Source organism: Escherichia sp. MOD1-EC7003, assembly GCF_002965065.1.
Taxonomy (GTDB): domain Bacteria; phylum Pseudomonadota; class Gammaproteobacteria; order Enterobacterales; family Enterobacteriaceae; genus Escherichia.
The window spans coordinates 15,123-40,661 of record NZ_PTRE01000056.1; the positions used below are offsets into that span (position 1 = coordinate 15,123).

General features: G+C 49.1%; 25 protein-coding genes. 8 read left to right on the plus strand and 17 right to left on the minus strand.

The window, feature by feature from the left end; translation table 11 throughout:
- Positions 1-8: 8 nt before the first annotated feature.
- The 9 genes from mrdB to leuS all read right to left on the minus strand — a co-directional run bounded on the left by mrdB (position 9) and on the right by leuS (position 9,591).
- Complete coding sequence (gene mrdB, locus A7090_RS10500; RefSeq protein WP_000131717.1) at positions 9-1,121, minus strand: peptidoglycan glycosyltransferase MrdB; 1,113 nt, start codon at positions 1,119-1,121, stop codon at positions 9-11.
- Between the two features lie 2 nt (positions 1,122-1,123).
- Positions 1,124-3,025: a peptidoglycan DD-transpeptidase MrdA gene (gene mrdA, locus A7090_RS10505; RefSeq protein WP_105273983.1), complete on the minus strand. Its 1,902-nt coding sequence runs from the start codon at positions 3,023-3,025 to the stop codon at positions 1,124-1,126.
- Between the two features lie 30 nt (positions 3,026-3,055).
- Entirely contained in the window at positions 3,056-3,523 is a 468-nt protein-coding gene (gene rlmH, locus A7090_RS10510; protein WP_001544339.1) for a 23S rRNA (pseudouridine(1915)-N(3))-methyltransferase RlmH, read from the minus strand.
- Positions 3,524-3,526: 3 nt separating this feature from the next.
- On the minus strand, positions 3,527-3,844 hold the full coding sequence (rsfS, locus tag A7090_RS10515; RefSeq protein ID WP_105273984.1) for a ribosome silencing factor: 318 nt from the start codon (positions 3,842-3,844) through the stop codon (positions 3,527-3,529).
- A 259-nt stretch (positions 3,845-4,103) separates the two neighbouring features.
- A complete protein-coding gene (locus tag A7090_RS10520; RefSeq protein WP_105273985.1) occupies positions 4,104-4,715 on the minus strand; it encodes an adenosylcobalamin/alpha-ribazole phosphatase in 612 nt (203 codons plus the stop codon).
- A gap of 23 nt (positions 4,716-4,738) precedes the next feature.
- On the minus strand, positions 4,739-5,380 hold the full coding sequence (gene nadD / locus A7090_RS10525; protein WP_105273986.1) for a nicotinate-nucleotide adenylyltransferase: 642 nt from the start codon (positions 5,378-5,380) through the stop codon (positions 4,739-4,741).
- 1 nt (position 5,381) lies between these two features.
- Positions 5,382-6,413 (minus strand): DNA polymerase III subunit delta, encoded by a 1,032-nt coding sequence (holA, locus tag A7090_RS10530; RefSeq protein WP_105273987.1) that lies wholly within the window; start codon positions 6,411-6,413, stop codon positions 5,382-5,384.
- The gene (gene lptE / locus A7090_RS10535; protein WP_105273988.1) at positions 6,413-6,994 is read right to left on the minus strand and encodes an LPS assembly lipoprotein LptE; all 582 of its coding nucleotides are present in this window, start codon (positions 6,992-6,994) and stop codon (positions 6,413-6,415) included. Before lptE ends, holA begins: the two co-directional genes overlap by 1 nt.
- Before the next feature lie 14 nt (positions 6,995-7,008).
- Positions 7,009-9,591 (minus strand): leucine--tRNA ligase, encoded by a 2,583-nt coding sequence (gene leuS, locus A7090_RS10540; protein ID WP_105273989.1) that lies wholly within the window; start codon positions 9,589-9,591, stop codon positions 7,009-7,011.
- A gap of 235 nt (positions 9,592-9,826) precedes the next feature.
- Here leuS and A7090_RS10545 point away from each other — a divergent pair, with 235 nt between their 5' ends.
- The 4 genes from A7090_RS10545 (at position 9,827) to A7090_RS10560 (ending at position 12,742) form a co-directional block, all read left to right on the plus strand.
- Positions 9,827-10,309, plus strand: coding sequence for a zinc ribbon-containing protein (locus A7090_RS10545; RefSeq protein WP_105274011.1), 483 nt, complete (start codon positions 9,827-9,829; stop codon positions 10,307-10,309).
- A gap of 94 nt (positions 10,310-10,403) precedes the next feature.
- Positions 10,404-10,685 (plus strand): J domain-containing protein, encoded by a 282-nt coding sequence (locus A7090_RS10550; protein WP_105273990.1) that lies wholly within the window; start codon positions 10,404-10,406, stop codon positions 10,683-10,685.
- 93 nt (positions 10,686-10,778) lie between these two features.
- A complete protein-coding gene (locus A7090_RS10555; protein ID WP_105273991.1) occupies positions 10,779-11,759 on the plus strand; it encodes a hypothetical protein in 981 nt (326 codons plus the stop codon).
- Positions 11,760-11,776: 17 nt separating this feature from the next.
- Complete coding sequence (locus A7090_RS10560) at positions 11,777-12,742, plus strand: hypothetical protein (RefSeq protein ID WP_240246314.1); 966 nt, start codon at positions 11,777-11,779, stop codon at positions 12,740-12,742.
- A gap of 68 nt (positions 12,743-12,810) precedes the next feature.
- Here A7090_RS10560 and ybeQ read toward each other — a convergent pair whose 3' ends face one another.
- Complete coding sequence (gene ybeQ, locus A7090_RS10565; protein ID WP_105273992.1) at positions 12,811-13,797, minus strand: Sel1 family TPR-like repeat protein YbeQ; 987 nt, start codon at positions 13,795-13,797, stop codon at positions 12,811-12,813.
- Between the two features lie 162 nt (positions 13,798-13,959).
- On the opposite strand from ybeQ, the gene A7090_RS10570 reads away from it, so the two are divergent.
- Together A7090_RS10570 and A7090_RS10575 are read left to right on the plus strand one after the other, a co-directional pair.
- The gene (locus A7090_RS10570) at positions 13,960-14,667 is read left to right on the plus strand and encodes a DUF1266 domain-containing protein (protein WP_105273993.1); all 708 of its coding nucleotides are present in this window, start codon (positions 13,960-13,962) and stop codon (positions 14,665-14,667) included.
- Complete coding sequence (locus tag A7090_RS10575; RefSeq protein WP_105273994.1) at positions 14,664-16,091, plus strand: J domain-containing protein; 1,428 nt, start codon at positions 14,664-14,666, stop codon at positions 16,089-16,091. The genes A7090_RS10570 and A7090_RS10575 overlap by 4 nt, the downstream gene beginning before the upstream one ends.
- A gap of 9 nt (positions 16,092-16,100) precedes the next feature.
- Here A7090_RS10575 and A7090_RS10580 read toward each other — a convergent pair whose 3' ends face one another.
- Positions 16,101-16,655, minus strand: coding sequence for a tetratricopeptide repeat protein (locus tag A7090_RS10580; protein WP_105273995.1), 555 nt, complete (start codon positions 16,653-16,655; stop codon positions 16,101-16,103).
- 101 nt (positions 16,656-16,756) lie between these two features.
- On the opposite strand from A7090_RS10580, the gene A7090_RS10585 reads away from it, so the two are divergent.
- On the plus strand, positions 16,757-17,464 hold the full coding sequence (locus A7090_RS10585) for a DUF1266 domain-containing protein (RefSeq protein WP_105273996.1): 708 nt from the start codon (positions 16,757-16,759) through the stop codon (positions 17,462-17,464).
- A complete protein-coding gene (locus tag A7090_RS10590) occupies positions 17,461-18,912 on the plus strand; it encodes a J domain-containing protein (RefSeq protein WP_105273997.1) in 1,452 nt (483 codons plus the stop codon). The genes A7090_RS10585 and A7090_RS10590 overlap by 4 nt, the downstream gene beginning before the upstream one ends.
- Positions 18,913-19,098: 186 nt before the next feature.
- Here A7090_RS10590 and hscC read toward each other — a convergent pair whose 3' ends face one another.
- From hscC to gltI, 6 genes are all read right to left on the minus strand, one after another.
- Positions 19,099-20,769 (minus strand): molecular chaperone HscC, encoded by a 1,671-nt coding sequence (gene hscC / locus A7090_RS10595; protein WP_105273998.1) that lies wholly within the window; start codon positions 20,767-20,769, stop codon positions 19,099-19,101.
- Between the two features lie 83 nt (positions 20,770-20,852).
- Complete coding sequence (gene rihA, locus A7090_RS10600) at positions 20,853-21,788, minus strand: pyrimidine-specific ribonucleoside hydrolase RihA (RefSeq protein ID WP_105273999.1); 936 nt, start codon at positions 21,786-21,788, stop codon at positions 20,853-20,855.
- A 117-nt stretch (positions 21,789-21,905) separates the two neighbouring features.
- Positions 21,906-22,631 carry a glutamate/aspartate ABC transporter ATP-binding protein GltL gene (gene gltL / locus A7090_RS10605; protein WP_105274000.1) on the minus strand — a complete coding sequence of 242 codons (726 nt, stop codon included), beginning with the start codon at positions 22,629-22,631 and terminating at the stop codon, positions 21,906-21,908.
- Complete coding sequence (gltK, locus tag A7090_RS10610) at positions 22,628-23,305, minus strand: glutamate/aspartate ABC transporter permease GltK (protein ID WP_105274001.1); 678 nt, start codon at positions 23,303-23,305, stop codon at positions 22,628-22,630. The genes gltL and gltK overlap by 4 nt, the downstream gene beginning before the upstream one ends.
- Positions 23,305-24,045: a glutamate/aspartate ABC transporter permease GltJ gene (gltJ, locus tag A7090_RS10615; RefSeq protein ID WP_105274002.1), complete on the minus strand. Its 741-nt coding sequence runs from the start codon at positions 24,043-24,045 to the stop codon at positions 23,305-23,307. The genes gltK and gltJ overlap by 1 nt, the downstream gene beginning before the upstream one ends.
- 169 nt (positions 24,046-24,214) lie before the next feature.
- Positions 24,215-25,123 (minus strand): glutamate/aspartate ABC transporter substrate-binding protein GltI, encoded by a 909-nt coding sequence (gltI, locus tag A7090_RS10620; protein WP_105274003.1) that lies wholly within the window; start codon positions 25,121-25,123, stop codon positions 24,215-24,217.
- Between the last annotated feature and the right edge of the window lie 416 nt (positions 25,124-25,539).

Below are 25,539 nucleotides of genomic sequence, written 5' to 3' on the forward strand. Positions count from 1 at the left end.
CGCACCTCTTACACGCTTTTCGACAACATTTTCCTGTGAGTGTGGATTGACATTACAATCCCAAACCCAGCCATCAGCACAATGAGCGCCGATCCTCCATAACTGACCAGTGGGAGCGGAACCCCTACAACCGGCAGAATACCGCTTACCATACCAATATTTACGAAGACATAAACGAATAATATCAGCATTAAACCGCCAGCCATGACGCGACCAAAGGTGGTTTGCGCTCTGGCGGCTATCCACAGCCCACGCATGATCAGCAGAATGTAGAGAGCGAGCAGAATCAAAATGCCCACTAATCCCAGCTCTTCTGCCAGTACAGCGAAGATAAAGTCGGTATGGCGTTCAGGCAGAAATTCAAGCTGTGACTGAGTGCCGTGCAGCCAGCCTTTGCCGCGTAGCCCGCCGGAGCCAATAGCAATTTTAGACTGAATAATGTGATAGCCCGCGCCGAGTGGGTCTGATTCCGGGTCCAGGAGCATCATTACGCGCTGGCGCTGGTAGTCATGCATCAGGAAGAACCACAGAATGGGAATGAACGCTGCTACCAGTACTACTGCGACGCCAATCAGGCGCCAGCTAAGGCCAGAGAGGAACAGTACGAACAGACCAGAAAGTGCAACGAGGATTGATGTCCCCAGGTCAGGCTGCGCCGCCACCAGTAGCGTGGGCATAAATATCAGCACCAGCGCGATGGCGGTATTTTTTAACGACGGTGGACAAACGTCGCGATTAATAAAGCGCGCCACCATCAGTGGTACGGCTATTTTGGCAATTTCCGACGGCTGAAAACGAACGATACCGAGGTCCAACCAGCGTTGAGCGCCTTTGGAGATTGCGCCAAAAGCATCTACCGCCACCAGCAAAATAATACAGATGATATAGAGATAGGGCGCCCAGCCTTCATAAACGCGTGGAGGGATTTGCGCCATCACCACCATGATGACCAGACCCATCGCGATTTGGCCGATTTTACGCTCCATCATGCCGATATCCTGACCGCTGGCGCTCCAGATAACCAGGGCGCTGTAAACCAGCAATGCCAGTAAGATCAGCAGCATTGTGGGATCAAGATGGACTTTATCCCAGAATGTTTTTTTATTCGGATTATCCGTCATGATTAATGGTCCTCCGCTGCGGCAACCGCTGGATTTTCCGCAGGCAGAACGGTGTTGTTATCACCCAGCATAATGTGGTCGAGGATCTGGCGCATCAGCGTACCAACCGCCGGACCCGCGCCGCCGTTCTCCAGAATCATGGCGACAGCCACTTGCGGATTGTTGTATGGCGCAAAGGCGGTCATCAGTTTGTGGTCACGTAAACGCTCGGCAATTTTGTGCGCATTATAGGTTTCGTTCGCTTTCAGACCGAACACCTGAGCGGTACCTGATTTCGCCGCAATTTTGTACGGTGCGCTGGCAAAGTATTTATGCGCCGTACCGTTAGGGCGGTTAGCAACACCGTACATACCGTCTTTCGCCAGCTCCCAGTAACCGGAATGAATATCGCCGACTGGCGGTTCATGCGGTTGTACCCATGGCACCTGCTTGCCGTCTTCGGCGGTGCTCATTAGCAAATGCGGAACTTTCACGATACCGTCATTAATCAGGATCATCAGTGCCTTACTCATCTGGATTGGGGTCGCTGTCCAGTACCCCTGACCGATACCAACCGGAATGGTGTCACCCTGATACCACGGTTTTTTAAAGCGTTTCTGTTTCCATTCGCGGGTAGGCATGTTGCCGGAACGTTCTTCAGCCAGGTCGATACCGGTGTAATGACCATAACCGAATTTACCCATCCATTCGGAGAGGCGATCGATCCCCATATCGTAGGCTACCTGATAGAAGAAGGTATCCGCAGATTCTTCCAGCGATCTTGTGACATTCAGACGCCCGTGGCCCCATTTTTTCCAGTCACGATAACGTTTTTCTGACCCTGGCAGTTGCCACCAGCCTGGGTCAAACAACGTCGTATTATGCGTGATCACCCCGGCGCTCAATGCTGAAACCGCCACATAGGGTTTAACTGTAGACGCGGGAGGATAAACTCCTTGTGTGGCGCGGTTCACCAGCGGCGTATTCGGGTCGTTCAGCAATGCGGAATAATCTTTGCTGGAGATACCGTCAACAAACAGGTTTGGGTCATAACTTGGTGTGGATACCAGCGCCAGCACCCCACCTGTGCGAGGATCGGTGACAACAACAGCTGCGCGGCTACCTGCCAGCAGTGTTTCAATATATTGCTGGAGTTTGAGATCCAGTGTCAGGTAAATATCGTGTCCGGCCTGTGGCGGTACTTCTTTTAACTGGCGGATAACACGCCCACGGTTGTTAACTTCAACCTCTTCATAACCGGTCTGACCGTGCAGTACGTCTTCGTAGTAACGCTCAATTCCCAGCTTACCGATATCATGCGTTGCCGCATAGTTGGCCAGTTTGCCGTCATTATTCAGACGTTCGACGTCTTTATCGTTGATTTTCGACACATAGCCGATGACATGGGTCAACGCCGAACCGTAAGGATAGTAACGACGTTTATAGCCCTTAACTTCGACCCCCGGAAAACGGTACTGATTGACGGCAAAGCGTGCCACTTGTACTTCGGTCAGGTTAGTTTTCACCGGAATAGAGGTGAAACGGTGTGAACGTGCGCGCTCTTTTCGGAATGCAGCAATATCATCATCGGTCAGATCAACCACGCTGCGCAAAGCGTCCAGCGTTTGCTGCACGTTATCGACTTTCTCCGGCATCATTTCTATCTGGTAGATAGTGCGGTTAAGTGCCAGAGGGATACCGTTACGGTCGTAGATAATGCCGCGGCTGGGCGCGATAGGCACCAGCTTAATGCGGTTTTCATTAGAGCGGGTCTGGTAATCGGTAAAGCGAACAATTTGCAGATTATACAGGTTGGCGATAAGCACGCCGGTCAGCAGCAAAATCCCCAAAAAGGCGACCAGCGCCCGGCGCACAAACAGCGCGGACTCTGCCGTATAGTCGCGAAAAGAGTTCTGTAGTTTCATCCGCTGCGTTTTCTACTCAAAGCTCCCTTATCACTCACGGTGATAAGGATGGTTGGTGGTGATGCTCCACGCTCGGTACAGACTCTCTGCGACCAGCACGCGAACCAGCGGATGTGGAAGGGTAAGCGCCGACAGCGACCAGCTTTGTTCTGCCGCTGCTTTACAGGCAGGCGACAACCCTTCAGGTCCGCCAATCAGCAGACTGACGTCGCGACCATCCAGCTTCCAGCGTTCCAGCTCAGCGGCTAACTGCGGCGTATCCCAGGGCTTGCCTGGAATATCGAGGGTGACAATGCGATTTTTGCCTGCGGCAGCCAGCATCTGCTCACCCTCTTTGTCGAGTATGCGCTTGATATCCGCATTCTTGCCGCGTTTTCCGGCCGGAATTTCAATCAGCTCGAGGGGCATATCTTTCGGAAAACGACGCAGGTACTCGGTAAAACCGGTTTGTACCCAGTCCGGCATTTTCGTTCCCACGGCGACAAGTTGCAGCTTCACGCATTAACTCCAGAGTTTTTCCAGCTCATACAGGCGACGGCTCTCTTCCTGCATGACATGGACAATCACATCGCCCAAATCTACGACAACCCAGTCGGCGCTGTTTTCACCTTCTACGCCGAGCGGTAACAGGCCTGCTGCGCGAGACTCCTGCACAACGTGGTCAGCAATGGACATAACATGACGGCTGGACGTACCCGTACAGATGATCATGCAGTCGGTGATGCTGGATTTACCCTGAACGTCTAAGGCGATGATGTCCTGACCTTTGAGGTCATCAATTTTGTCGATAACAAAATCCTGGAGTGCTTTACCCTGCAAGTTTTCCCCCTGGGTGAATCAAAAAGATAAAAATGGTCTGCCAGTATACCTGAACCAGAGGCGATTTCGGGACAATTGTCGCCGAATCGGCTTTCGAAAGTGGGCTATCATCCCACCCCGCGCCGCAGATTGCATCGCCATTTTTGTAAAACAATTTCTACAAAGTCGTGTCTGGTGGAAAAAGTCTGGCTGCGGAGAATATCAGCCTGCCTGGGGCTGTCAATGGTCGTTGCGACTTACCCGTAAAAAAACAGAAAAGTCATGCATTCTCGCCCCCGATGGCACGGCTATTGAGGACGCGTAGCGTAGCGAATTTTTGGTTGATATCAATAGCACTCCAGCACCCCTGGTCGACGCGAAAATGCCACATAGCCTCGGCAGGCATACCAATTAAGCGGGCGATTAACAGACTCAGTACGCCCTGATGGCTGACGACTAAAATATTCTGAGAGTGCTGATACTCATTAAGCCTTGCGATAAATCGTTCCACTCGCTGAGAAAATGCCTGAAATCCTTCACCGTTTGGGGGGATAGCATGCTGCCAGTCATTGCACCACGCGCTATAGTTTTCGGCATCTTCTTGTATGAGGTCGCGATGATGTCGCATCTCCCAGTCGCCAAAAAACATTTCGTTGAGTTCAGGGATGATTTGCACGGGGAGCTGGCGGTCACTGAGAACCAGTCGCGCGGTATGCTGTGCCCGTTCCAGTTGACTGCATAACACCAGGTCAAAGGAAACATCATGTAGCAGCGTATGCAGATTTTGCGCTTGCTCAATACCGCGTGCGGTCAGAGGGGTAGGGGCATGACCGCTGTACAGGCCATCGACATTTGCTTGCGTTTCACCATGACGAATTAACCACAGTCGCATCATGCTCTCCGTAACGACAGGTATCAGCGATACAAGCCTTGTTGGTTTATGTAAGCCAGTACCGATTCCGGTAATAAATCCTCACACGATTCACCGTTTTGCAAACGTTCGCGGATGATCGTCGCTGAGATATTAAACCACGGCGTTTCAGCCAGATAAATTTTACCGGCAGGCTGAAGGTGAAGATCTTCCGGGCTATGTGTCAAATGATCTTCCAGCCATTGCTGGTATTGCGGTTGCGCCATTTCAAGTAGGTAACCTGGACGCCGACAGACGATCAAATGTGCATTGTCGAGTATCGTTTCGTATTCGTACCAGGTCGGAAAGGTTAGCAGTGAATCTTGACCAATAATAAACGCCAGCGGCACATCGGGGCCTTGTTCCTGCCGCCACACCTTCAGTGTTTGCGCAGTGTAAGAGGGAGCATTGCGCTTTAGCTCGCGTTCATCAAGGGTAAACAGTGGCTTGTCGGCAATCGCCAGTTCAAGCATGTGTTTACGCTGCATGCTGTTCGCTTCCGGCTGGGGACGATGCGGAGGAACATTATTAGGGATGATTGTGACCCGCGTCAGACCAATCAAATTCGCCAGCGTTTCCACGGGTTTAAGATGACCATAGTGCACCGGATCAAAGGTGCCGCCAAACAGAGCCTGTAAAGATTTCATATCAACCGTCGATAAATACGTCTGCCAGGGGTTTATGGCACAACAGAAGAGATAACCCTTCCAGCTCTGCCCACACTGATTGACCGTAATCTTGCTTGAGGGTGAGTTCCGTTCGTGTCAGGAGCTGCACGGCCTGACGTAACTGCGGCTGGCTTAAGCGATTTAACGCCTCGCCCATCATGCTCCGGCGGTTCTGCCAAACGCGATGCTTATCAAACAACGCACGCAGTGGCGTATGGGCAGACTGGCGTTTCAGGTTAACCAGTAACAATAGTTCACGTTGTAATGTGCGCAACAAAATAACCGGCTCGCTGCCTTCCAGACGCAGTTGCTGAAGAATATGCAACGCGCGCTTACTTTTTCCCATCAACAAAGCATCAACCCAATGAAAAGGGGTGAAATGCGCGGCATCATTCACCGCCTGTTCAACGCGCGGTAATGTCAGTTTGCCGTCCGGCCAGAGCAGTGATAAACGCTCCAGTGCCTGGGCCAGCGCCAGCAGGTTACCTTCATAACAGTAGCAGAGCACCTGATTTGCGGCGTCATCCAGTTCTAAGTTGAGCTGTTTGGCACGCGCAGCAACCCAGCGAGGAAGCTGAGCCTGCTCCGGCGTCTGACAGGTCACCTGTACGCTTCGATTCGCAAGAGCAGTAAACCAGGCCGCATTTTCTTGCGCTTTGCTTAATTTATTGCCGCGGACGATCAACAGCAGATCGTCATGCAGAAGTCCGGTGAGTGTGAGAAATTGTTCATTGATCGCCGCATTCGGTCCGTTTTCTGGTAACAGCAGCAATAGCGTTTGTCGACTGGCGAACAGGCTCATGGCCTGGCATAACGAAAAAATCGCATTCCAGTCTGTATTGGGATCAATGGTAAAAGTGTGGTGTTCTTCGAAACCTTGTTCCGCAGCGACCTGACGAATCGCGTCCTGGCTTTCCTGCAATAACAAAGGATCGTTACCAAGTAAAAGATACGCCGCGCGCAGCCCTTCATTGAGCTGCGCGCGGAGTTGTTCTGGGTACAACCGAATCATCAGTTACCCAGCGTGGTGGAGACGCGTGCAGGTGTTGCAGGGGTGTCCGTTGTGGTCGACGACTGTTCTTCGTCGGAACGAATATCCGCAGCACGGATGCTTGGCAACTTACGAATCAGCTGTTCGGCAGCACGGTCGTACATCTCTTTTACGATCATGTCTTGTTCGTTATCTTTCGCTAACGCCATTTGCGGGTTATCGAAGAACGAACGGAAGACTTTGGCGCTAATCGGATAGATGTCACGGCCAGGGATCAACACGGTCGCATTAACCGTCATGATCATCTGATACTCTGCTGTTTGACCGTTACGGAATACCGATACGGTATCTTTAGCGATGCTCACTTTACCCAAACGCAGAGATGGAACGTCCTTACGCGTGGTTTCTTTATCAAGCAACTCGATACCGCTCAGACGTAACTGATTACGCACCGCACGACTTAACGGCCCGTTCGGATCACCAGAGTCCAGGATCATGACCTTCATAGTGGAAGGAACCTGCGTGGTGTCACGCAGATGCCAGCCACACCCGGCGGTGATTAACACCGCCAGAGATAACAACAATGTTGCCAGATATCGCACGCTTCCTCCCGCGCTTAGCCAACGACCAGATTGAGGAGTTTACCCGGTACGTAAATCACTTTACGCACGGTAACGCCATCAAGATATTTTGCTACCAGATGTTCCTGGCCTGCACGTTCGCGAACCTGTTCTTCCGTTGCGTCCACCGGAACGGTGATCTTGCCACGGACTTTACCGTTAACCTGTACCACTACCAGCGTGGAGTCTTCCACCATCGCTTTTTCGTCAGCAACCGGCCACGGTGCGTTGTCGATATCGCCTTCGCCTTTCAGCTCCTGCCACAGCGTGAAGCAGATGTGCGGGGTGAACGGGTTAAGCATACGGACAACGGCCAGCAGCGCTTCCTGCATCAGGGCGCGATCCTGCTCGCCATTGGTCGGTGCTTTTGCCAGTTTGTTCATCAGCTCCATAATCGCCGCAATTGCGGTGTTGAAGGTCTGACGACGGCCGATATCATCGGTCACTTTAGCGATCGTTTTATGAACATCACGACGCAGCGCTTTCTGATCTTCAGTCAACGCATCGACGTTCAGTGCAGCAACATCACCTTTTGCAGTATGCTCGTAAACCAGTTTCCAGACACGTTTCAGGAAGCGGTTAGCCCCTTCCACGCCGGACTCCTGCCATTCGAGAGTCATATCTGCCGGAGAAGCAAACATCATGAACAGACGAACGGTATCCGCGCCGTAACGTTCAACCATCACCTGCGGGTCGATACCGTTGTTCTTCGACTTGGACATTTTGCTCATGCCGGTATAAACCAGTTCATGGCCTGCCGCGTCTTTCGCTTTCACGATACGGCCTTTCTCGTCGCGCTCAACGATAGCATCAACCGGGGAAACCCAGTTACGTTCGCCGTTTTCACCAACATAGTAGAAGGCATCTGCCAACACCATTCCCTGACATAGCAGCTGTTTCGCGGGTTCGTTAGAGTTCACCATGCCTGCATCACGCATCAGTTTGTGGAAGAAGCGGAAGTAGAGCAGGTGCATGATGGCGTGTTCGATACCACCAATGTAGATATCCACCGGCAGCCAGTAGTTAGCCGCTTCGGAATCCAGCATACCTTCTTTGTACTCTGGGCAAGTGTAGCGCGCATAGTACCAGGAGGACTCCATAAAGGTGTCGAAAGTGTCGGTTTCACGCAGCGCTGGCATACCGTTAACGGTGGTTTTCGCCCACTCAGGATCTGCTTTAATCGGGCTGGTTATGCCATCCATCACCACATCTTCCGGCAGGATCACCGGCAGCTGGTCGTCTGGGGTCGGCATTACGGTACCGTCTTCCAGCGTCACCATCGGAATCGGCGCGCCCCAGTAACGTTGACGGGAAACACCCCAGTCGCGCAGGCGGTAGTTCACTTTACGCTCGCCAACGCCCATCGCAGTCAGTTTATCGGCGATAGCGTTGAAGGCCGCTTCATGGTCAAGGCCGTTGAACTCGCCGGAGTTGAACAGCACACCTTTTTCGGTCAGGGCTTGCTGAGAAAGGTCGGGTTCAGAGCCGTCAGACGCCAGGATAACTGGCTTAATGTTCAGGCCGTATTTAGAGGCAAACTCGTAGTCGCGCTGGTCGTGACCCGGAACTGCCATAACTGCGCCAGTGCCGTACTCCATCAATACGAAGTTTGCTGCCCAAACTGGAATTTCTTCGCCCGTTAATGGGTGAACGGCTTTAAAGCCAGTATCGATGCCTTTTTTCTCCATCGTCGCCATTTCAGCTTCGGCAACTTTGGTATTACGGCATTCGTCAATAAACGCGGCCAGTTCAGGATTATTTTCTGCCGCTTTCTGCGCCAGCGGATGACCTGCTGCTACCGCCAGGTAGGTACAACCCATAAAGGTGTCCGGGCGGGTCGTGTAAACGGTCAGTGTGTTGTCATAGTTGTTAACGTTGAAGGTGATTTCTACGCCTTCGGAACGACCGATCCAGTTACGCTGCATGGTTTTAACGGTGTCTGGCCAGTTGTCCAGTTTATCCAGATCGGTAAGCAGCTCGTCAGCGTAAGCGGTGATTTTGATAAACCACTGCGGGATCTCTTTACGTTCAACTTTGGTATCGCAGCGCCAGCAGCAGCCGTCGATAACCTGCTCGTTCGCCAGTACGGTCTGGTCGTTAGGGCACCAGTTGACCGCAGAAGTCTTCTTATATACCAGGCCTTTTTTATACAGCTCGGTGAAGAATTTCTGTTCCCAACGGTAGTATTCCGGCGTACAGGTTGCCAGCTCGCGGCTCCAGTCATAACCAAAGCCCAGCATTTTGAGCTGGTTTTTCATGTACGCGATGTTGTCATACGTCCACGGTGCTGGTGCAGTGTTGTTTTTCACTGCTGCGCCTTCCGCAGGCAGACCAAACGCGTCCCAGCCGATCGGCTGCAGGACGTTTTTGCCCAGCATACGCTGGTAGCGGGCGATCACGTCACCGATGGTGTAGTTGCGCACGTGGCCCATGTGTAGTCGACCAGAAGGATAGGGAAGCATCGACAGGCAGTAATACTTCTCTTTGCTCTCGTCTTCGGTTACTTCAAATGTGCGCTTCTCATCCCAGTGAAGCTGTACTTTGGATTCTATCTCTTCCGGGCGGTATTGCTCTTGCATGGCAGCCAGTGGTCCTGTTTTCAATACGGCTACAAATGTAGCGTTGAGGTGGTTTTTCAGATCCGCATAGCATAGCCCAAACGTCCGCGTCAAAACAGCCTTTCGCGCATTCGACGTTGAAATGATACCCGGATTAATTCATACATTAATTTACAGAGTTTGTGGGCGTATTAGCAAAGCAAGGAACAACGAACGTCTATTATTATAGTCAGTTAACGACCCGGGAGATGAAATGATGAACAAGGTTGCTCAATATTACCGTGAACTGGTGGCGTCATTAAGCGAGCGGTTGCGCAATGGCGAGCGTGATATCGACGCACTGGTAGAGCAGGCGCGCGAGCACGTAATAAAAACAGGGGAGTTAACGCGAACAGAGGTCGATGAACTGACGCGTGCCGTCAGACGCGATCTGGAAGAGTTCGCTATGAGCTATGAAGAGAGTCTAAAGGAAGAATCTGACAGCGTTTTTATGCGGGTGATTAAAGAAAGCCTCTGGCAGGAACTGGCAGATATCACCGATAAAACGCAGCTCGAATGGCGCGAGGTGTTCCAGGATCTCAATCATCACGGGGTTTATCACAGCGGAGAAGTGGTGGGGCTGGGGAATCTGGTCTGCGAGAAATGTCACTTCCATCTCCCAATCTACACACCGGAAGTGCTGACGCTATGCCCGAAATGTGGTCATGACCAGTTCCAGAGACGCCCGTTCGAGCCGTAGTCGTTAATTCACTCGTACCAGTGCGGTGAAAGGGGTAAAATGCGGCCGCACTGGCAAATAGCGATAATAGCGCTCAGGGACGAAAGAGATATTCATGGCAACGTGTTGGCAGATTTTAGGCGTTGAAGAGAACTGCGACTCCGATAATATTCGTAAAGCTTATTTATCATTACTTCCGCAATTTCATCCAGAAAACGATCCGGACGGTTTTAAACGTTTGCGTAATGCTTATGAGGCAGCCTTGTTGTTGAGTCAAAAACAGGGGGGCCGACACCACAGACAAAGATTTTCTCAACCGCGACATGTGGAGGAAATTGAGTCGCTGTTCGACACGTTGTTGCATTCACCACAACACCGTTATCAACCAGAGGCCTAGCAGCAGTTTATTGCGGAACTTAATAAATATCCCCCTGATGTGATTAACGATATTCGTTGGTCGCTGTTTTGGAAGGCGCAGGAAGAACTGGATATGCTGTCGCTTTCCTGTCTTAATCTGTTGTATCAGCGTTTGGACTGGGGTTGGGAGGGGATTGCTAAGCAATCCCCAGAACTATGGGAAACGGTGGAGGCATTGTTTGAACGGATAGATGAGGGGGACCTCTTCGACTATAGTCAGTTGTCTGCTATGCCATTATCGGTACAGAATTATGTAATTTGTGAATATACTGCATTATCCGAAGCGGTAGTTGTTTCTCCTGCCAGTGCCGAAGAAGTTCTTTTAATGCCTCGGGTGTTGCCTGTTCTTGCGGATGATAAATTAATACAGAGAATATTTTTTTATTATAGCCATTATAACGAGGGCGTTTTTCTGGCAGTCGATGAGATGATGCAACAATGGCCTGGAAATGCGGGTTACCATTTTTTGCTCACGCTCTGGCAGTGGTATCGCACAGACGGCTGTAAAAAACTACTGCTGTGGTGGTTTTATCGTCATTCTCCTTTGTATGTACCTTTGATGATTCTGGCGCTTGATGTTTATTGCTACCCTCGTGAAAATATCGCTCCTGGACGATATAAGAAAACGAAAATACTCTGCCAGTGGGCATTAAAGTGGATGAGCGGACTTGCCTTGCCAGCACAATATCTGGTGAAGCAAATATTGTCGGGAGCATCCTTGCAGGCAATCAAGAAAACATTCGGCAACCAAATGAAAACACAACCTTTATGGCCGCTTTATTTGGACGCAGAGAGGCTAATTCGTGGTCATTATCCTGATAATAAATGGTTGACGAGAGATATAACCGAAATTGAGCAGGACCCCTTGTCGACAATGATTGTGGAAGCGATGGCGCTTCAGATCAGGGAATTAACTCGCTATGAAGCGTTACCACAGCGTTATGAATCGCTGAATCCGGAATATAAGGAATCAATGGCAACCGCCAAAGCTGTCTTTTTACTTTCACTTATTGCAGTGATTATTGCGCTGTTAACGGTAGTGATACCAAAATAATCTCACCGGGGAATGATATGAAGCGTTTTTACCCTTGCTTTTTTTTCGTTTTGTGTCTCAGTTGCTGTTTCAGTGCTGGAGTGCTTGCTGAGGAAGATGTTGAAACCATCAGGCCCGCTGCCGCTGATGAGCAGGCTATCACTGCGCTGGTGGATAGCTGGAACAACCTCCTGAATAAACATGAGGATGTATCTCCACAGTCATTATATGCTCCTGAAGTTGAATGGTATGGACAAAAGTTTTCTGCCCAGCAGGTTATAAATAATGAACATGCCTTTCTGGCAAAAAACACCGATTTTCGCCAATCTATTGTCAGTACATTAAATATCCAGCGTTCTGACGACGATAAAGACATTGTGCTGGTGAGTTTTGTTAAACGTGCTGGTCTGACCTTCCAACATGAGCAAAATTACCCGCAGGAAATACAGGTCACGAAAGGCGTGCAGGGTTGGCGTATTGTGAGCGAAACAGACGGCATTACACTTGCGAATCAGAGTAAAGAAAAAAATACCAGCGTCGTACGGGGTAAATTTGATGGTAAAAATAAAAGCTATGTCTGGATGAGTGAGGCCGATCCTCGCACTGGGGGAGCATGCTTGCCATATAGCGATTGTGATTGTTCTTTGTGGAGTAGTAATCCCGATATTACTCCAATAAAAATTACGCAATGCCTTATTGGTAATGTTGAGACGATTTCCGGGCTGGATGATAGTGGCCGTGATCGTGTTATTGTCTCTCCTGAGTGGTGGAGCAGTGCTTATCGCATCGTTTATGTTTTTGACATTCAACAAAATCAGTGGATTCAGGTAATGCCGGGGTTTACAAAAAATCTCAATATTCAGGAAACCGCAACCGCCTCAGATTTATTACAACGTGATCCGCAGCATCCCGGTCAGGTTAAAGTCACAACGGCGTATTGGGATACAGAAAAAGACGATCTTCTTACCAAAGTCATTAATAAAAAATTGTGGGTTTTGAATTAGTTTATGTGTTTACAGGAACGAGTTGTTACAAGAAGTCGTGTTGACAACTCGCTGCCAAATTGATGGGCTTATTCGTTATCCAGTAAATCTTCAATCTCACGGATTTCTTGACTGACATCTCTTATACCGGATGACTGAACTTTACGATACAGGTCGAGAGCCTGTCGGAGATCGACAGGTCTTCCTTCTCCATAGTGATACATAATGGCCAGGTTATACCAGGCAGTGGCGTCATTGCATTCTGCGGCTTTCATAAACCATTCAAAGGCGGCCTGATAATTTTTCTCAACGCCTTGTCCGTGTTTATACATATAACCGATGTTTACGTAAGCACTGACGCTTTCCTGGGCGGCAGCCTTCAGATACCAGTACATCGCTTGCTTATAGTCCTGGTCCACCCCTTCGCCAGCGTTATAATCCCACGCAATTTGAAATTGAGCGTGCCGATTACCCTGCTGTGCGCTTTTCAAATACCAGAATGCGGCGAGAGTCTTGTTTTGAGTAACGCCTTTCCCGTCTTCATAAAGATCGGCCAGATTGTCTTGCGCGTAACTATGGCCTTGCAATGCAGCTTGTTTGTACCAGAAAAATGCCAGCGCATAATCTTGTGCGACTCCGTTGCCATTTCTGTACATCCACCCAAGATTATTTTGCGCATAAGACATTCCGCTCTCCGCAGCTATCTGATACCAGGCAACTGCTTCTTTATAGTTGGGGTCTTCTCCACGATCCAGTATCCAGCCCAACGAGTTCGATGCAGCAGTATGACCTTGTACGGCAGCTTTTTTCAGCCAAAAGATGGCTTGCTCATTATCCTTATGACGGCTTTTATCCTCGGAGTATTTTCGCCCTAAGGAATATTGTGCTTCGCAATGACCTTGCCCGGCGGCAAGCTTCAGCCAGTAAAAGGCCTTTTCGTCGTCCGGAGAGTCAATTGCGCTATCGCGATTGTAATAAAATCCAACAATATATTGTGCTTCACTATCACCTTTTTCAGCACGTTCAATAGCCTCTTCTATTGAAAAATTATCGCAGCAACTTGACGTAAAAATCATTATCATTCCTTATGGTTGCAGATAAAATATATTATATTTTTATGTATTCCATTTTTGCGTAAGCTTTATTTTATGCATATTATGTCTCGTCAGAAAAGTATAAATAAATGAAACTCGTAATGCGGTTAGTATTCACTTAGTGAATATTTAAGGATGAATTATATGGACATGGAGTCACAAAAAATATTGTTTGCGCTTTCCACTCCGATGGAAATACGCAATGAATGCTGTTTACCTTCACATTCATCACCTAAAATGTATTTAGGTACACGCTTTTTTGACCTTTCCTCCTCATGGGGAATTGATGACCGTGATGACCTGTTGCAGACAATTCATCGAATGATCGATAACGGTCATGCCGCGCGGTTGGCTGGGTTTTATCACCGCTGGTTTCGTTATTCGCCATGTGAATGGCGTGACTATCTTGCTGAATTAAATGAGCAAGGTCAGGCTTATGCGCAATTTGTCGCCAGCACCGCCGAATGCTGTGGTGAAGGGGGGATCAAAGCCTGGGATTATGTCCGGATGGGTTTTTTAAGCCGGATGGGCGTACTTAATAACTGGTTGAGTGAAGAAGAAAGTCTATGGATCCAGTCGCGTATTCATCTACGGGCTCTACGTTATTATAGTCACTGGCGGCAATACTTTGCCGGTTATACCTTTGGTCGGCAATATTGGCAGTCTCCCGAGGACGATAATCTGTCGTTATTACGCGAATTCTTAGCGCGTAAAGAATACGACGATTCGGGCAATGATATGTTTTATCAATTATTTGCCAGTGATGCTGCGTATTACCCTACCTTGTCCTGGCAACCATTAGCTTGCTACCCAACATGCCCGGAAACGCTTAAGGATATGAGCGACTTATGAAAACCTGTTGGCAACTCCTTGATATACCTGAAACAACTGATGTTGATATTATCCGCCACGCTTATCTGGCGTTGTTACCGTCTTTTCATCCAGAAACCGATCCGCAGGGTTTTAAACAGCTTCGTCAGGCGTATGAGGAGGCGCTACGACGCGCGCAGTCGCCTGCTAAATATGTTAATCAACCAGAAGAACATGAGGTAGCAGAGCATGGCGTTCAGCTGGCCTTTCGTGCGTTACTTGCCTCTGATAGCGAACGTTTTCTGCCCTCTGCCTGGCAGCGATTCATTCAGCAATTAAACTATTGCTCGATGGAAGAGATTGATGAATTACGCTGGTCGTTGTGCGCGATAGCTATGAACACTGCCCATTTATCCTTCGAGTGCGTGATGTTATTAGCAGAAAGATTGCGGTGGCTGCAGGAAGAAAACACCGGGAAAATAGACGAAGAAGAACTGGAATCCTTTTTATATGCCATTGCGAAGGGGAATGTTTTTAACTTCCAGACCATCCTGTCTCTGCCCGTTGCCGTGCAAAATGAAACCATTGATTTTTACCAAATGTTCGCTCGGGTTTGGTCGTCGCATCCAGAATGGCTGACACGGTATTTAGCGCAACATCGCGCAATGATTATCCCTGATGATGAAAAACTGCACAGAAATTTACTGCGCTGGTATAGTTCAGGCCGTCAGGGAATACCCGAACTCCTGGATTACGCCCGGTTATGGCGGCAAGCAGAACCTGATAATGAAGATGCACGTTATTATGAATATGCACAACGCGTCTATTGTGGGGAGGGTGAAAGCCTGCTGGCTGAACTTTGCGATTTTTGGCGCGAGTATCCTTCTACCCAAGCGGATGCATTAATGTTGCAATGGTGTCGTCAGCATCGGGTGGATTATTACCCATTAGTCGTGATGATGATTGAATCGCGCGAACTGGTTAACGATCAGGGGAGACCTCTGTTATATGTCCCTGGCGATAGTGCACGTACACGTTTTCAATTATACGAGATTCTCAATCATGAAAAACTCTCTGCGCTGGGGCGCTCTCTGGTTGAGATGGTTTTGCACAAAGGGCGTAAGCCGCGAATCGCACTCACGCGTGATACACAGCATCCCTTATGGCCATTATATTTAGTTGCAAAACAATTAGTGCAGGCCAGCCAACCTACGGAACAATCATTAATGCCGATCGTGACCCGTCTTGATGCAGAAGATTGTTGTCCACTGGAAGCATTAATTATTCGTCGATTATTAATACAGTCGGCGAATTTTACCGAGAAGCAAACCGTCGAACCGGAGCTGCAACCGCAGCCAATGCCCGTTGACGATGGGGGAGTGGGCTGTCTGGGCGTCATCAAAATTATTTTCTACATTTTTATTTTTGCCGGTTTGATAGGGAAAATACTCCATCTGTTCGGGTGACAGTCGGCGTTAATGTGTGGGGAGCTCGGCAAGTAATCTTTCCGCATTTTTGTAATGTTGTTCTGCGGCCAATTTTAACCATTTGCGAGCTTCATAATAATTAGCGTTAATTCCCGTGCCGTTTCTGTAGATCAAACCCAATGTGTATTGTGCATGAACATACCCTTGTTCTGCAGCCTGCTTATACCACTGGATTGCTCGCCTGGTATCCGTTTTAACACCCAGGCCTTTGAGGTAGATCCACCCCAGTTTACTCTGCGCACGTGGATTTTCCTGTTCCGCTGATTGCTCATACCAGTATCTCGCCTGAGTATAATCCAGTGGTTTACCGGCGCTACCATGAAGATAAAACTCGCCAAGGCGATATTGTGATGTTGAGTGGCCATGAATCGCGGAAAACTCCGTTGCTGCCGTGCTAAACGGAAGGCTGCTCGGTGAGCTTAAATAATCAAAGACATAATTCGCCATAGCTTTATCGCGCAAGGTCGTTTTCTTAGGTTGGCTTATACATGTGATAGCTGCAACTATAAATATCGTGAATATAAAATATATTTTTTTGTTCATTTATCAATGCTTCGATTTTCTTTTTATTTTGAAAGCGTCAAGTTTATACTCATCATTAATAAAAAAGTAGTCAGCTAATGTACTTAAAGGATTGTTAATAAATGGATAAGGAAGAGCAATACCTTCTATTCGCGCTTTCTGCGCCAATGGAAATCCTTAATAAAGGATGCAAGCCTTCCCACGACTCACCAAAAATGTATACCGGGATAGAAGATTTTGATCTGTCATCATCCTGGGGAATAAATAATCGTGATGATTTAATTCAGACTATTTACCAAATGACTGATGATGGTCACGCAAATGATTTAGGTGGCTTATATCTGGCATGGCATCGCTCTTCACCTGAAGAGTGGAAAGCATTAATTGCTGGTGGCTCTGATAGAGGGCTGATTTATACCCAATTTGTTGCGCAAACCGCTATGTGCTGTGGGGAAGGGGGAATCAAAGCCTGGGATTATGTTCGAATGGGGTTTCTGTCACGGGTCGGAGTGCTCAACAATTGGCTGACGGAAGAAGAGAGTTTATGGCTGCAATCACGCGTCTATGTACGAGCACACCATTACTATCACAATTGGATGCACTATTTTTCTGCCTATTCGTTAGGTCGTCTCTACTGGCAATCCTCTCAGTGTGAAGACAGCGCTTCACTACGCGAGGCGCTGACCCTGTACAAATACGATAGCGCCGGGAATCGGATGTTCGAAGAGTTGGCTGCGGGAACCGATCGTTTCTATGCCACGCTTCCCTGGCGGGCATTAACTGCCCAGCCTGAATGTCCGGCAACGCTTAAGGATGTGAGCGACCTATGAAAACATGTTGGCAAATCCTCGAAATCGAAAGCACAACACAAGTTGATATTATCCGTCAGGCTTATCTTGCTCGTTTACCGTTGTACCATCCAGAAACCGATCCGCAAGGGTTTAAAGCGTTACGCCAGGCCTATGAAGAGGCGCTGCGGCTGGCGGTCAATCCAGACGGAAAAGATGCTGATGACGAGAAAGATTTGGCAGAAGAGCACGAGGCACTGAAAGCGTTCAGAACCTTACTGGCTTCGGAAAGTGAGCGTTTTCAACCTTCTGCCTGGCATAAATTTATTCAGCAGTTGAACACCTACAATATGGAGGATGTTGAGCACTTACGCTGGCCGCTGTGCGCGATCGCCATAAAAGCGCGATATCTTTCATTAAATTGCGTTTCTTTGCTGGCAGAGCGTTTGAACTGGCATTCGTTTAATGACAGCGAAGGAATGGATGAGGAAGAACGGGAGGCATTTCTGGAGGCCATTCAGGCTGGGGATTGTTTCGATTTTCTCAGCCTTCTGGAATATCCCGTCGCGTTGCAGAACCAGACTGTTGAGTATTACTTCGCGCTGGAACGCTGCTGCCGTTACCATCCCGACTATGTCACTGCGTTTTTGGCGATGGAGGGGCCGTGGTTAATTCCTGATGATGCGAAGTTGCATCGCAAACTGTTGCGCTGGTATAGCTCGGTGCAAACAGGTATAGCGGAACTCGTTCCTGTAGCCCAACAGTGGCAAACGGAAGAACCAGAAAGCGGAGATGCCCGATATTACTTGTGTGCACAACGGTTGTACTGCGGCGAGGGGGAAAGTCTGCTTGCCGAGCTCTGTGCGTACTGGGAAAGTTACCCATCTACACAAGCTGATAATTTATTACTGCAGTGGAGCGCGCAACATTGCCCGGATTATTTCGCGCTGTTAGTGATGGTTATCGAAGCGCGAAGCATGATTGATGCGCAAGGTCAACCGCTGAAATATGTTCCTGGTGAGAGCGCCCGGACGCGGCTATTGTGGGCAGAAATATTGCATAGCGGTAAATTATCGCCGTTAGGTCAATCGTTTATCGAGTCTTTATTCTTCAAACGCAAAGCATGGGCGTGGTGGAAATCGAGAGTTGGTAACGAGACAGAGGAAGATTCACCGTTACTGGATCTGTATCGGGTAGCGGAACAGGTCGTACTGGAAGCGTTTCCGAAACAAGAGATGCTTGCCCGCCTGAATGCGCGACTGGAACGTGGAGAAGCACATCCGTTAGAAGCAATTATTACTCACATGCTGCTGACGAAAGTGAAGCTCGAGCCGGTGGATGAACATGTCGGTGAACCAACATCTGAAGAACACGAAGAAAAGAGTGATGAGAGTGAAAAAACACAGAACATTGCCGGTATTATCAAAACCAGCTTAACAGTGCTGGTGATAGGTTATGTGCTTGGTAAAATTGCTATGTTATTCAGTTAGGTGCGGATGCCGGATGCCGGATGCCGGATGCCGGATGCCGGATGCGATGCTGGCGCATCTTATCCTTCAATGTCGGATGCGATGCTAACGCATCTTATTCTTCAATGTTGGATGCGATGCTAACGCATCTTATCCGACCTACGTGTAGGCCGGATAAGGCGTTTACGCCGCATCCGGCAGCCGTGTTTATGGGATCTCAATGGCCAAATAATCGCTCGCCCGCCGCCGAACTTCATCGACGCGGGCCATGTCGTTTGACTGTAACGCCGCATCAAAATCGGTAATCACCTGGCCTATTTTTTCACGCTCGTCGCCCAGTGCTCGCGCCCATAACTCTTCCAGTTTGGCTTTAAAGGTTCGGTTAATGAGCATATCCCGCGGGTAAATCTTCAATGCAGATAAACGCGTCCGACTCTCTTCAATTTGCTGGGTACTTAACGTTACCGGACTGTGGTTAATGACTCTGGACTTAACGCTGCCGTCTTCCAGAAGCACGTCAACTTCAAGCAACCCGTTGATATCATAACTAAAGCGGATATCAATCGACTGACATGCTCCGTTTTTTTTCAGCGGCACATCAAAGGATTCAACCAGAATGTTATTTTTAACTTTGTGGTTTTCTCCCTGATAGACGTTAACCGTAATTGAATCCTGTTCCGGGTGCATGGTCGAGTAAGTTTCTACACGCGACACCGGTACAGTGGTGTTTCGTTCAATAATCGGCGAGAAAATGCCGGAAATGCCCTGGCGGTTAACTTCAACGCCCAACGAGTAAGGGCAAATATCAGTGAGGATCACTTCTTCAATATCTTCACTGCGTAAGCGGCAGGCTGCCTGGATTGCTGCGCCCAGCGCGACAATAGTACTCGGGTCGTAACTTTGATACGGTAATTTGCCAAACAGACGGACCGCGATTCGCTGCACCAGCGGCATTTGCGACGCGCCGCCGACCAGTACCAGACTGTCGATTTGACTCGGCTTCAGACGCGCATCGCGCAACGCCTGTTCAATCGGCACACGCAGGCGATTGAGTAACGGTAACCACAAATCTTCCAGTTCGTTCTCGTAAAATTCGCACTCCCGCGTTTCATCCTGATACTGCCAGCGAATGTGCATTGGTGATTGATTGCTGCATTTTGCCGCTTCCACACAGGCGTACAGGGCAGCCAGTTCACTCTCGTTAAGGGTAGTTTTGGCGACATCCGCGCGCTTTAAAACGTCATCGACCAGCATATGGGTAAAATCTTCGCCACCGAGGAAGTTATCACCTGCTGAGGCGTGAACTTCAATCACCGGCGTGGCGTACTCAAGCACCGTAACGTCAAATGTACCGCCACCGAGATCAAACACCAGCGAGCGGGTGTTTTGCTGAGTATGTAGGCCATACGCCATCGCAGCCGCTGTGGGCTCATTAATCAGGCGCACTGCATTTAACCCTGCCAGCTCTGCTGCTAAACGGGTATGCTTGCGTTGTTCATCACTGAAATAAGCCGGGACGGAGATCACCACATCTTTAATCGGATGTTGCAGAAATTCTTCGGCATCTTCTTTTAATGAACGTAAGACCAAAGAGGACAATTCCGGTGCATTAAATGTGTCGCTGCCTAAACGCCAGTTGGTATTACTCCCCATTGCACGTTTAAATAACGCTGCCGTTTTATCCGGATGTGAAGTGCGCCGTGATACAGTCGGTTTCCCGACCAGAATATGATTATTTTCATCCATGCTAATTATGGATGGTGTTAAATATTCACCGAACTTATTTGGAATTAATTGCGCGGCACCGTCTTTCCAGACGGCAATTAAACTATTGGTAGTACCGAGATCGATACCAATGGCGAGTTCTGCATTATCCATTGCATTTATATCTTGAAAGAAAAGGAGGTAGCCAGATTAAGACCACACTGGCAAAACGTGGTGATCTTAATCAATAAGGAGTATTAAGCGTAAAATTTCAGACGTTCAGCCAGTAAATCAACAAAACCCTGACGATCAACATCGACCATTACGGTGGCATTCGGCTTATTGCCCGTCAGATAATAATAATCAACCACTGTCATACCCTGAGTATATTTCCCCTGTGTTTCCACGCCAACCCAGCGTTCAACAGTGGTAAACAACTCCGGTTTCAACAGCCAGGCGATGGTGCATGGGTCATGCAGCGGTGCGCCAACAAAGCCCCATTTTTCGTCTTTGTGATATTCGAGGAAGAAATCCAGCAGTTCAGCAACAATGGTGGAAACCGGGTTACCAATAGCGCGGAAACGCTCGGTATCTTCAACGTGGATTTGTGCTTTGTGAGTGACATCCAGACCGGCCATCACCACCGGGATCCCTGACTGGAAAACAATTTCGGCGGCTTCCGGGTCAACGTAAATATTAAATTCTGCCGCTGGCGTCCAGTTACCAAGCCCCATTGCACCGCCCATAATCACAATTCGGGCAATTTTGCTGTGCAGTTCCGGATGGCTATTGAGCAGCAAGGCGACGTTAGTTTGCGGTCCGGTAGAAACAATCGTGACAGGTTCCGCACTTTCGCGCAGCGTTTTTGCCATCAGCTCCACCGCCGTGCAATTTTGCGGCGCAAATGCTGGTTCCGGTAATGCCGGGCCGTCGAGACCGCTTTCGCCGTGCACATTGTCCGCGATAATCAACTCACGCATTAACGGTTTTGCCGCACCGCCAGCTACCGGAATATCGGTACGATTAAGCAAGGTCAGCATACGCAGAACATTGCGTAAGGTTTTTTCTGGTGTTTGGTTTCCGGCAGAAGAAGTAATCGCTTTGACATCAAGCTCTGGTGAGGCGAGGGCGAGAACTATTGCGATAGCGTCATCATGACCTGGGTCGCAATCTAACAGAATTGGCAGTGCCATTGTTGCTCCTTGTTGTGTACTTCTTTGCAACAAGGGTAACGCCGGGATGTAACAGATACGAGGGGGGAAACGATAAATCGTGAGATGGCGCGCAATTAGGTATACGCGCCAGAAGGATTAATGCAGGATTTTCGCGAGGAAGTCTTTTGCGCGGTCCGATTTCGGATCATCGAAGAAAGCCTCTTTCGGCGAGTCTTCGACAATTTTACCCTCGTCCATAAAGATCACCCGATTCGCCACCTTACGGGCAAAGCCCATTTCGTGGGTCACCACCATCATGGTCATCCCTTCGTTCGCCAGTTCCACCATCACGTCCAGCACTTCGTTGATCATCTCCGGGTCCAGCGCCGATGTTGGCTCGTCGAACAGCATGGCAATAGGGTCCATGCACAACGCGCGAGCGATCGCCACACGCTGCTGCTGACCACCAGAAAGCTGCGCCGGAAACTTATTGGCGTGAGCGGAAAGTCCCACGCGCTCCAGTAATTTCAGAGCTTTTTCTCGGGCGGGCGCTTTATTGCGTTTAAGCACTTTCACCTGCGCCAGGGTCAGGTTTTCGATAATCGACAAATGCGGGAACAACTCGAAATGCTGGAACACCATTCCCACACGGGAACGCAGCTTCGCCAGATCGGTTTTCTTATCGTTCACCACGATGCCATCAACGGTGATTTCACCTTGCTGCACCGGTTCGAGGCCGTTGACGGTTTTAATCAGTGTTGATTTACCAGAACCTGACGGGCCGCAAACCACGACCACTTCGCCTTTTTTCACTTCCGTTGAGCAGTTGGTCAGCACCTGAAAGTGACCATACCATTTTGAAACATTTTTCAGGGTAATCATTGTGCTGTCCTTCTTTTCAAGTAGCTGACCAACAACGACGCGCTAAGGCTAATTACGAAATAAACAAATCCGGCAAATAAGATCATTTCCACCTGTGTACCATCACGCTCACCAATGGTTGAAGCGGTACGGAAGAAATCGGCCAGAGATAATACATACACCAGTGAGGTATCCTGAAACAGTACAATGCCCTGGGTGAGCAGTAGCGGTACCATTGCGCGGAACGCCTGCGGCAGAATGATGAGTTGCATCGACTGCCAGTGAGTCATCCCCAACGCCAGCGCGGCGCTCGACTGACCACGAGAAATACTTTGAATACCGGCACGGATAATCTCTGAATAGTAGGCCGCTTCAAACATCGAAAATGCCACCATCGCCGAAATTAAACGGATATCTGTTTTCGGCGATAATCCCAACACGTTTTGCAGAAAACCCGGCACAATCAGGTAAAACCATAGCAAAACCATGACTAAAGGAATCGAGCGGAATACGTTAACGTAGGCTTTGGCAAACCATGCTACAGGCGCAAAGCTGGACAAGCGCATCACCGCCAGCAGGGTGCCCCACAAAATACCAATCACGACTGCCGTGATGGTGATTTTCAGGGTAATCACCAGTCCATCCAGCAGATAGGGCAGGGAAGGGACGATGGAACTCCAGTCAAACTCGTACATTACTTGCCTCCCATGTTGCCAGGCAGGCGAACTTTACGTTCAACCAGCGTCATCACCAGCATGATAAAAGCGTTAATCAACACATACGCCAGCGTGATGGCGGTAAATGACTCCCATGCGTGGGCCGAGTAATCGAGCAATTTACCCGCCTGCGCTGCCATATCTACCAGACCGATGGTCGAGGCGATGGCCGAGTTTTTCACCAGATTCATCATCTCGGAAGTCATTGGCGGGACGATAACGCGATACGCGTTAGGCAGCAGCACGTAGCGGTAGGCCTGCGGCAGCGTCAACCCCATCGCCAGCGCGGCATTTTTTTGCCCACGTGGCAATGACTGGATCGCGGCGCGTACTTGTTCGCAAACACGAGCGGCAGTAAACAGTCCCAGGCATAGCATGGATGAAAGGAAAAACTGAATATTGGGGTCCAGCTCTGCCTTAAACCACATGCCGATTTTTTCTGGCAGCAGTTCCGGGATAACCAAATACCAGGTAAAGAATTGCACAATCAACGGCACGTTGCGGAAAAATTCGACATATAACGTACCCAGACCGGAGAGAAAACGGTTTGGAACGGTACGTAAAATGCCAAAAAATGAACCGACGAGGAAAGCGATAATCCAGGCGCAGATCGACAAAGCGATCGTCACCTGAAAGCCGCTCCAGATCCAGCCGAGATAGGTGGTGTTGCCGAATGGGGCTTGTTGTAAAAAAATACCCCAATTCCAGTCTATAGACATAAATCTACTCCAGAAAAAAGAGGGTAGCAGCGTTAACTGCTACCCTCGAAGATTGTTACTCAGCGTATTGCGGTTTTCAGGCCCGATGGGGAACGACCATCAGGCGTATAGTCTGTCCGTGCTACGTAACAATCGAGAGGGCTGGAATTTTCGCCCCTGATTCTTGTAATTAGTTCAGTGCCTTGTCATTCGGTTCTTTGAACAGAGCTTTCATTTCGTCTGACAGTTCGAAATTCATGTTCAGGTTTTTCGGTGGAATTGGATTTTTGAACCACTTATCAAACCATTTTTCCGCTTCACCGGAGGTTTGCACCTGAGCGATGGTGTCATCCATCAGCTTTTTGAACTGCGGATCGTCTTTACGCAACATGCAACCGTAGGCTTCCTGAGATTGCGGCTTGCCGACGATTTCCCAGTTGTCTGGTTTCTTCGCTTTCGCACGCTCACCGGCCAGCAGAGCGTCATCCATCATAAAGGCAACGGCACGACCGCTTTCCAGGGTGCGGAAAGAGTCACCGTGATCTTTGGCGCTGATGATGCGCATATTCATTTTTTGCTCTTCATTAAGCTTGTTGAGCAAAACTTCAGAGGTGGTGCCGGAAGTGACGACGACGGCTTTGTCTTTCAGGTCGGCAAAATCTTTAATATCGCCGCCTTTTTTGGTCAGCAGGCGCGTACCGACCACAAAAATAGTGTCGGAGAAAGCTGCCTGTTTCTGGCGTTCGACGTTGTTGGTGGTCGAACCACATTCAAAATCGAAAGTGCCGTTTTGCAGCAGCGGAATACGGTTTTGTGAGGTGATCGGAATCAGTTTCACCTGTAAGTCTGGTTTGTTGAGTTTCTTTTTCACTGCTTCAACAATGGCGTTGGAGTAATCCTGCGAGTAACCCACCACTTTTTGCTGATTGTCGTAATAAGAGAAAGGTACTGAAGACTCACGGTGACCGACGACAATCACGCCGTTTTTAGCGATTTTGTCCAGCGTACTGTCCGCTGCCGGGGCGGCGTCATCTGCCTGTGCCAGTCCTGCGGAAAGCGCTAGGGCCAGGATTGCTGTGGCAGGTTTACGTAATTGCATATCCAACTCCTTTATCTTCTGCGTTAAGAACGCATGGATACCCGTTGTGAGTGTTTGTGTTGTTATCATCTGCAACTTTATTGTGCAGTGTTGTGTTTGCTAGGTAACATTTAGTTTGACTAAATGTAAAGATATTGCTGCTTTATTGTTTATTTTTGCGAGGTGCACCGCACCATTCCGAAGCAAAATTCTTAAACTGCACCTTTTTGGTGCTACCGATAGATTGTTGTGGTGCAACCGGGTTGCGTCGCGGCTGATTTCATTGCTTACACAGTAAATAAAGCAACTTACATGCCAAAAAATAATCAGGAGTAAATTAATTACAATTGTAATTTTAAGCTGAAAAAGTCATATTTCGGACAGAGTTAACTTTTCGGGATGGGACGTTTGCCGGGATGATAACTACACACGGAAAA

What these genes read in the sequence shown, in the direction of transcription:
- mrdB (WP_000131717.1), bottom strand. Translation starts at nt 1,121, where the DNA reads ATGACGGATAATCCGAATAAAAAAACATTCTGGGATAAAGTCCATCTT.
- mrdA (WP_105273983.1), bottom strand. Translation starts at nt 3,025, where the DNA reads ATGAAACTACAGAACTCTTTTCGCGACTATACGGCAGAGTCCGCGCTG.
- A7090_RS10520 (WP_105273985.1), bottom strand. Translation starts at nt 4,715, where the DNA reads ATGCGACTGTGGTTAATTCGTCATGGTGAAACGCAAGCAAATGTCGAT.
- nadD (WP_105273986.1), bottom strand. Translation starts at nt 5,380, where the DNA reads ATGAAATCTTTACAGGCTCTGTTTGGCGGCACCTTTGATCCGGTGCAC.
- holA (WP_105273987.1), bottom strand. Translation starts at nt 6,413, where the DNA reads ATGATTCGGTTGTACCCAGAACAACTCCGCGCGCAGCTCAATGAAGGG.
- leuS (WP_105273989.1), bottom strand. Translation starts at nt 9,591, where the DNA reads ATGCAAGAGCAATACCGCCCGGAAGAGATAGAATCCAAAGTACAGCTT.
- A7090_RS10545 (WP_105274011.1), top strand. Translation starts at nt 9,827, where the DNA reads ATGAACAAGGTTGCTCAATATTACCGTGAACTGGTGGCGTCATTAAGC.
- A7090_RS10550 (WP_105273990.1), top strand. Translation starts at nt 10,404, where the DNA reads ATGGCAACGTGTTGGCAGATTTTAGGCGTTGAAGAGAACTGCGACTCC.
- A7090_RS10555 (WP_105273991.1), top strand. Translation starts at nt 10,779, where the DNA reads ATGCTGTCGCTTTCCTGTCTTAATCTGTTGTATCAGCGTTTGGACTGG.
- A7090_RS10560 (WP_240246314.1), top strand. Translation starts at nt 11,777, where the DNA reads ATGAAGCGTTTTTACCCTTGCTTTTTTTTCGTTTTGTGTCTCAGTTGC.
- ybeQ (WP_105273992.1), bottom strand. Translation starts at nt 13,797, where the DNA reads ATGATTTTTACGTCAAGTTGCTGCGATAATTTTTCAATAGAAGAGGCT.
- A7090_RS10570 (WP_105273993.1), top strand. Translation starts at nt 13,960, where the DNA reads ATGGACATGGAGTCACAAAAAATATTGTTTGCGCTTTCCACTCCGATG.
- A7090_RS10575 (WP_105273994.1), top strand. Translation starts at nt 14,664, where the DNA reads ATGAAAACCTGTTGGCAACTCCTTGATATACCTGAAACAACTGATGTT.
- A7090_RS10580 (WP_105273995.1), bottom strand. Translation starts at nt 16,655, where the DNA reads ATGAACAAAAAAATATATTTTATATTCACGATATTTATAGTTGCAGCT.
- A7090_RS10585 (WP_105273996.1), top strand. Translation starts at nt 16,757, where the DNA reads ATGGATAAGGAAGAGCAATACCTTCTATTCGCGCTTTCTGCGCCAATG.
- A7090_RS10590 (WP_105273997.1), top strand. Translation starts at nt 17,461, where the DNA reads ATGAAAACATGTTGGCAAATCCTCGAAATCGAAAGCACAACACAAGTT.
- hscC (WP_105273998.1), bottom strand. Translation starts at nt 20,769, where the DNA reads ATGGATAATGCAGAACTCGCCATTGGTATCGATCTCGGTACTACCAAT.
- rihA (WP_105273999.1), bottom strand. Translation starts at nt 21,788, where the DNA reads ATGGCACTGCCAATTCTGTTAGATTGCGACCCAGGTCATGATGACGCT.
- gltL (WP_105274000.1), bottom strand. Translation starts at nt 22,631, where the DNA reads ATGATTACCCTGAAAAATGTTTCAAAATGGTATGGTCACTTTCAGGTG.
- gltK (WP_105274001.1), bottom strand. Translation starts at nt 23,305, where the DNA reads ATGTACGAGTTTGACTGGAGTTCCATCGTCCCTTCCCTGCCCTATCTG.
- gltJ (WP_105274002.1), bottom strand. Translation starts at nt 24,045, where the DNA reads ATGTCTATAGACTGGAATTGGGGTATTTTTTTACAACAAGCCCCATTC.
- gltI (WP_105274003.1), bottom strand. Translation starts at nt 25,123, where the DNA reads ATGCAATTACGTAAACCTGCCACAGCAATCCTGGCCCTAGCGCTTTCC.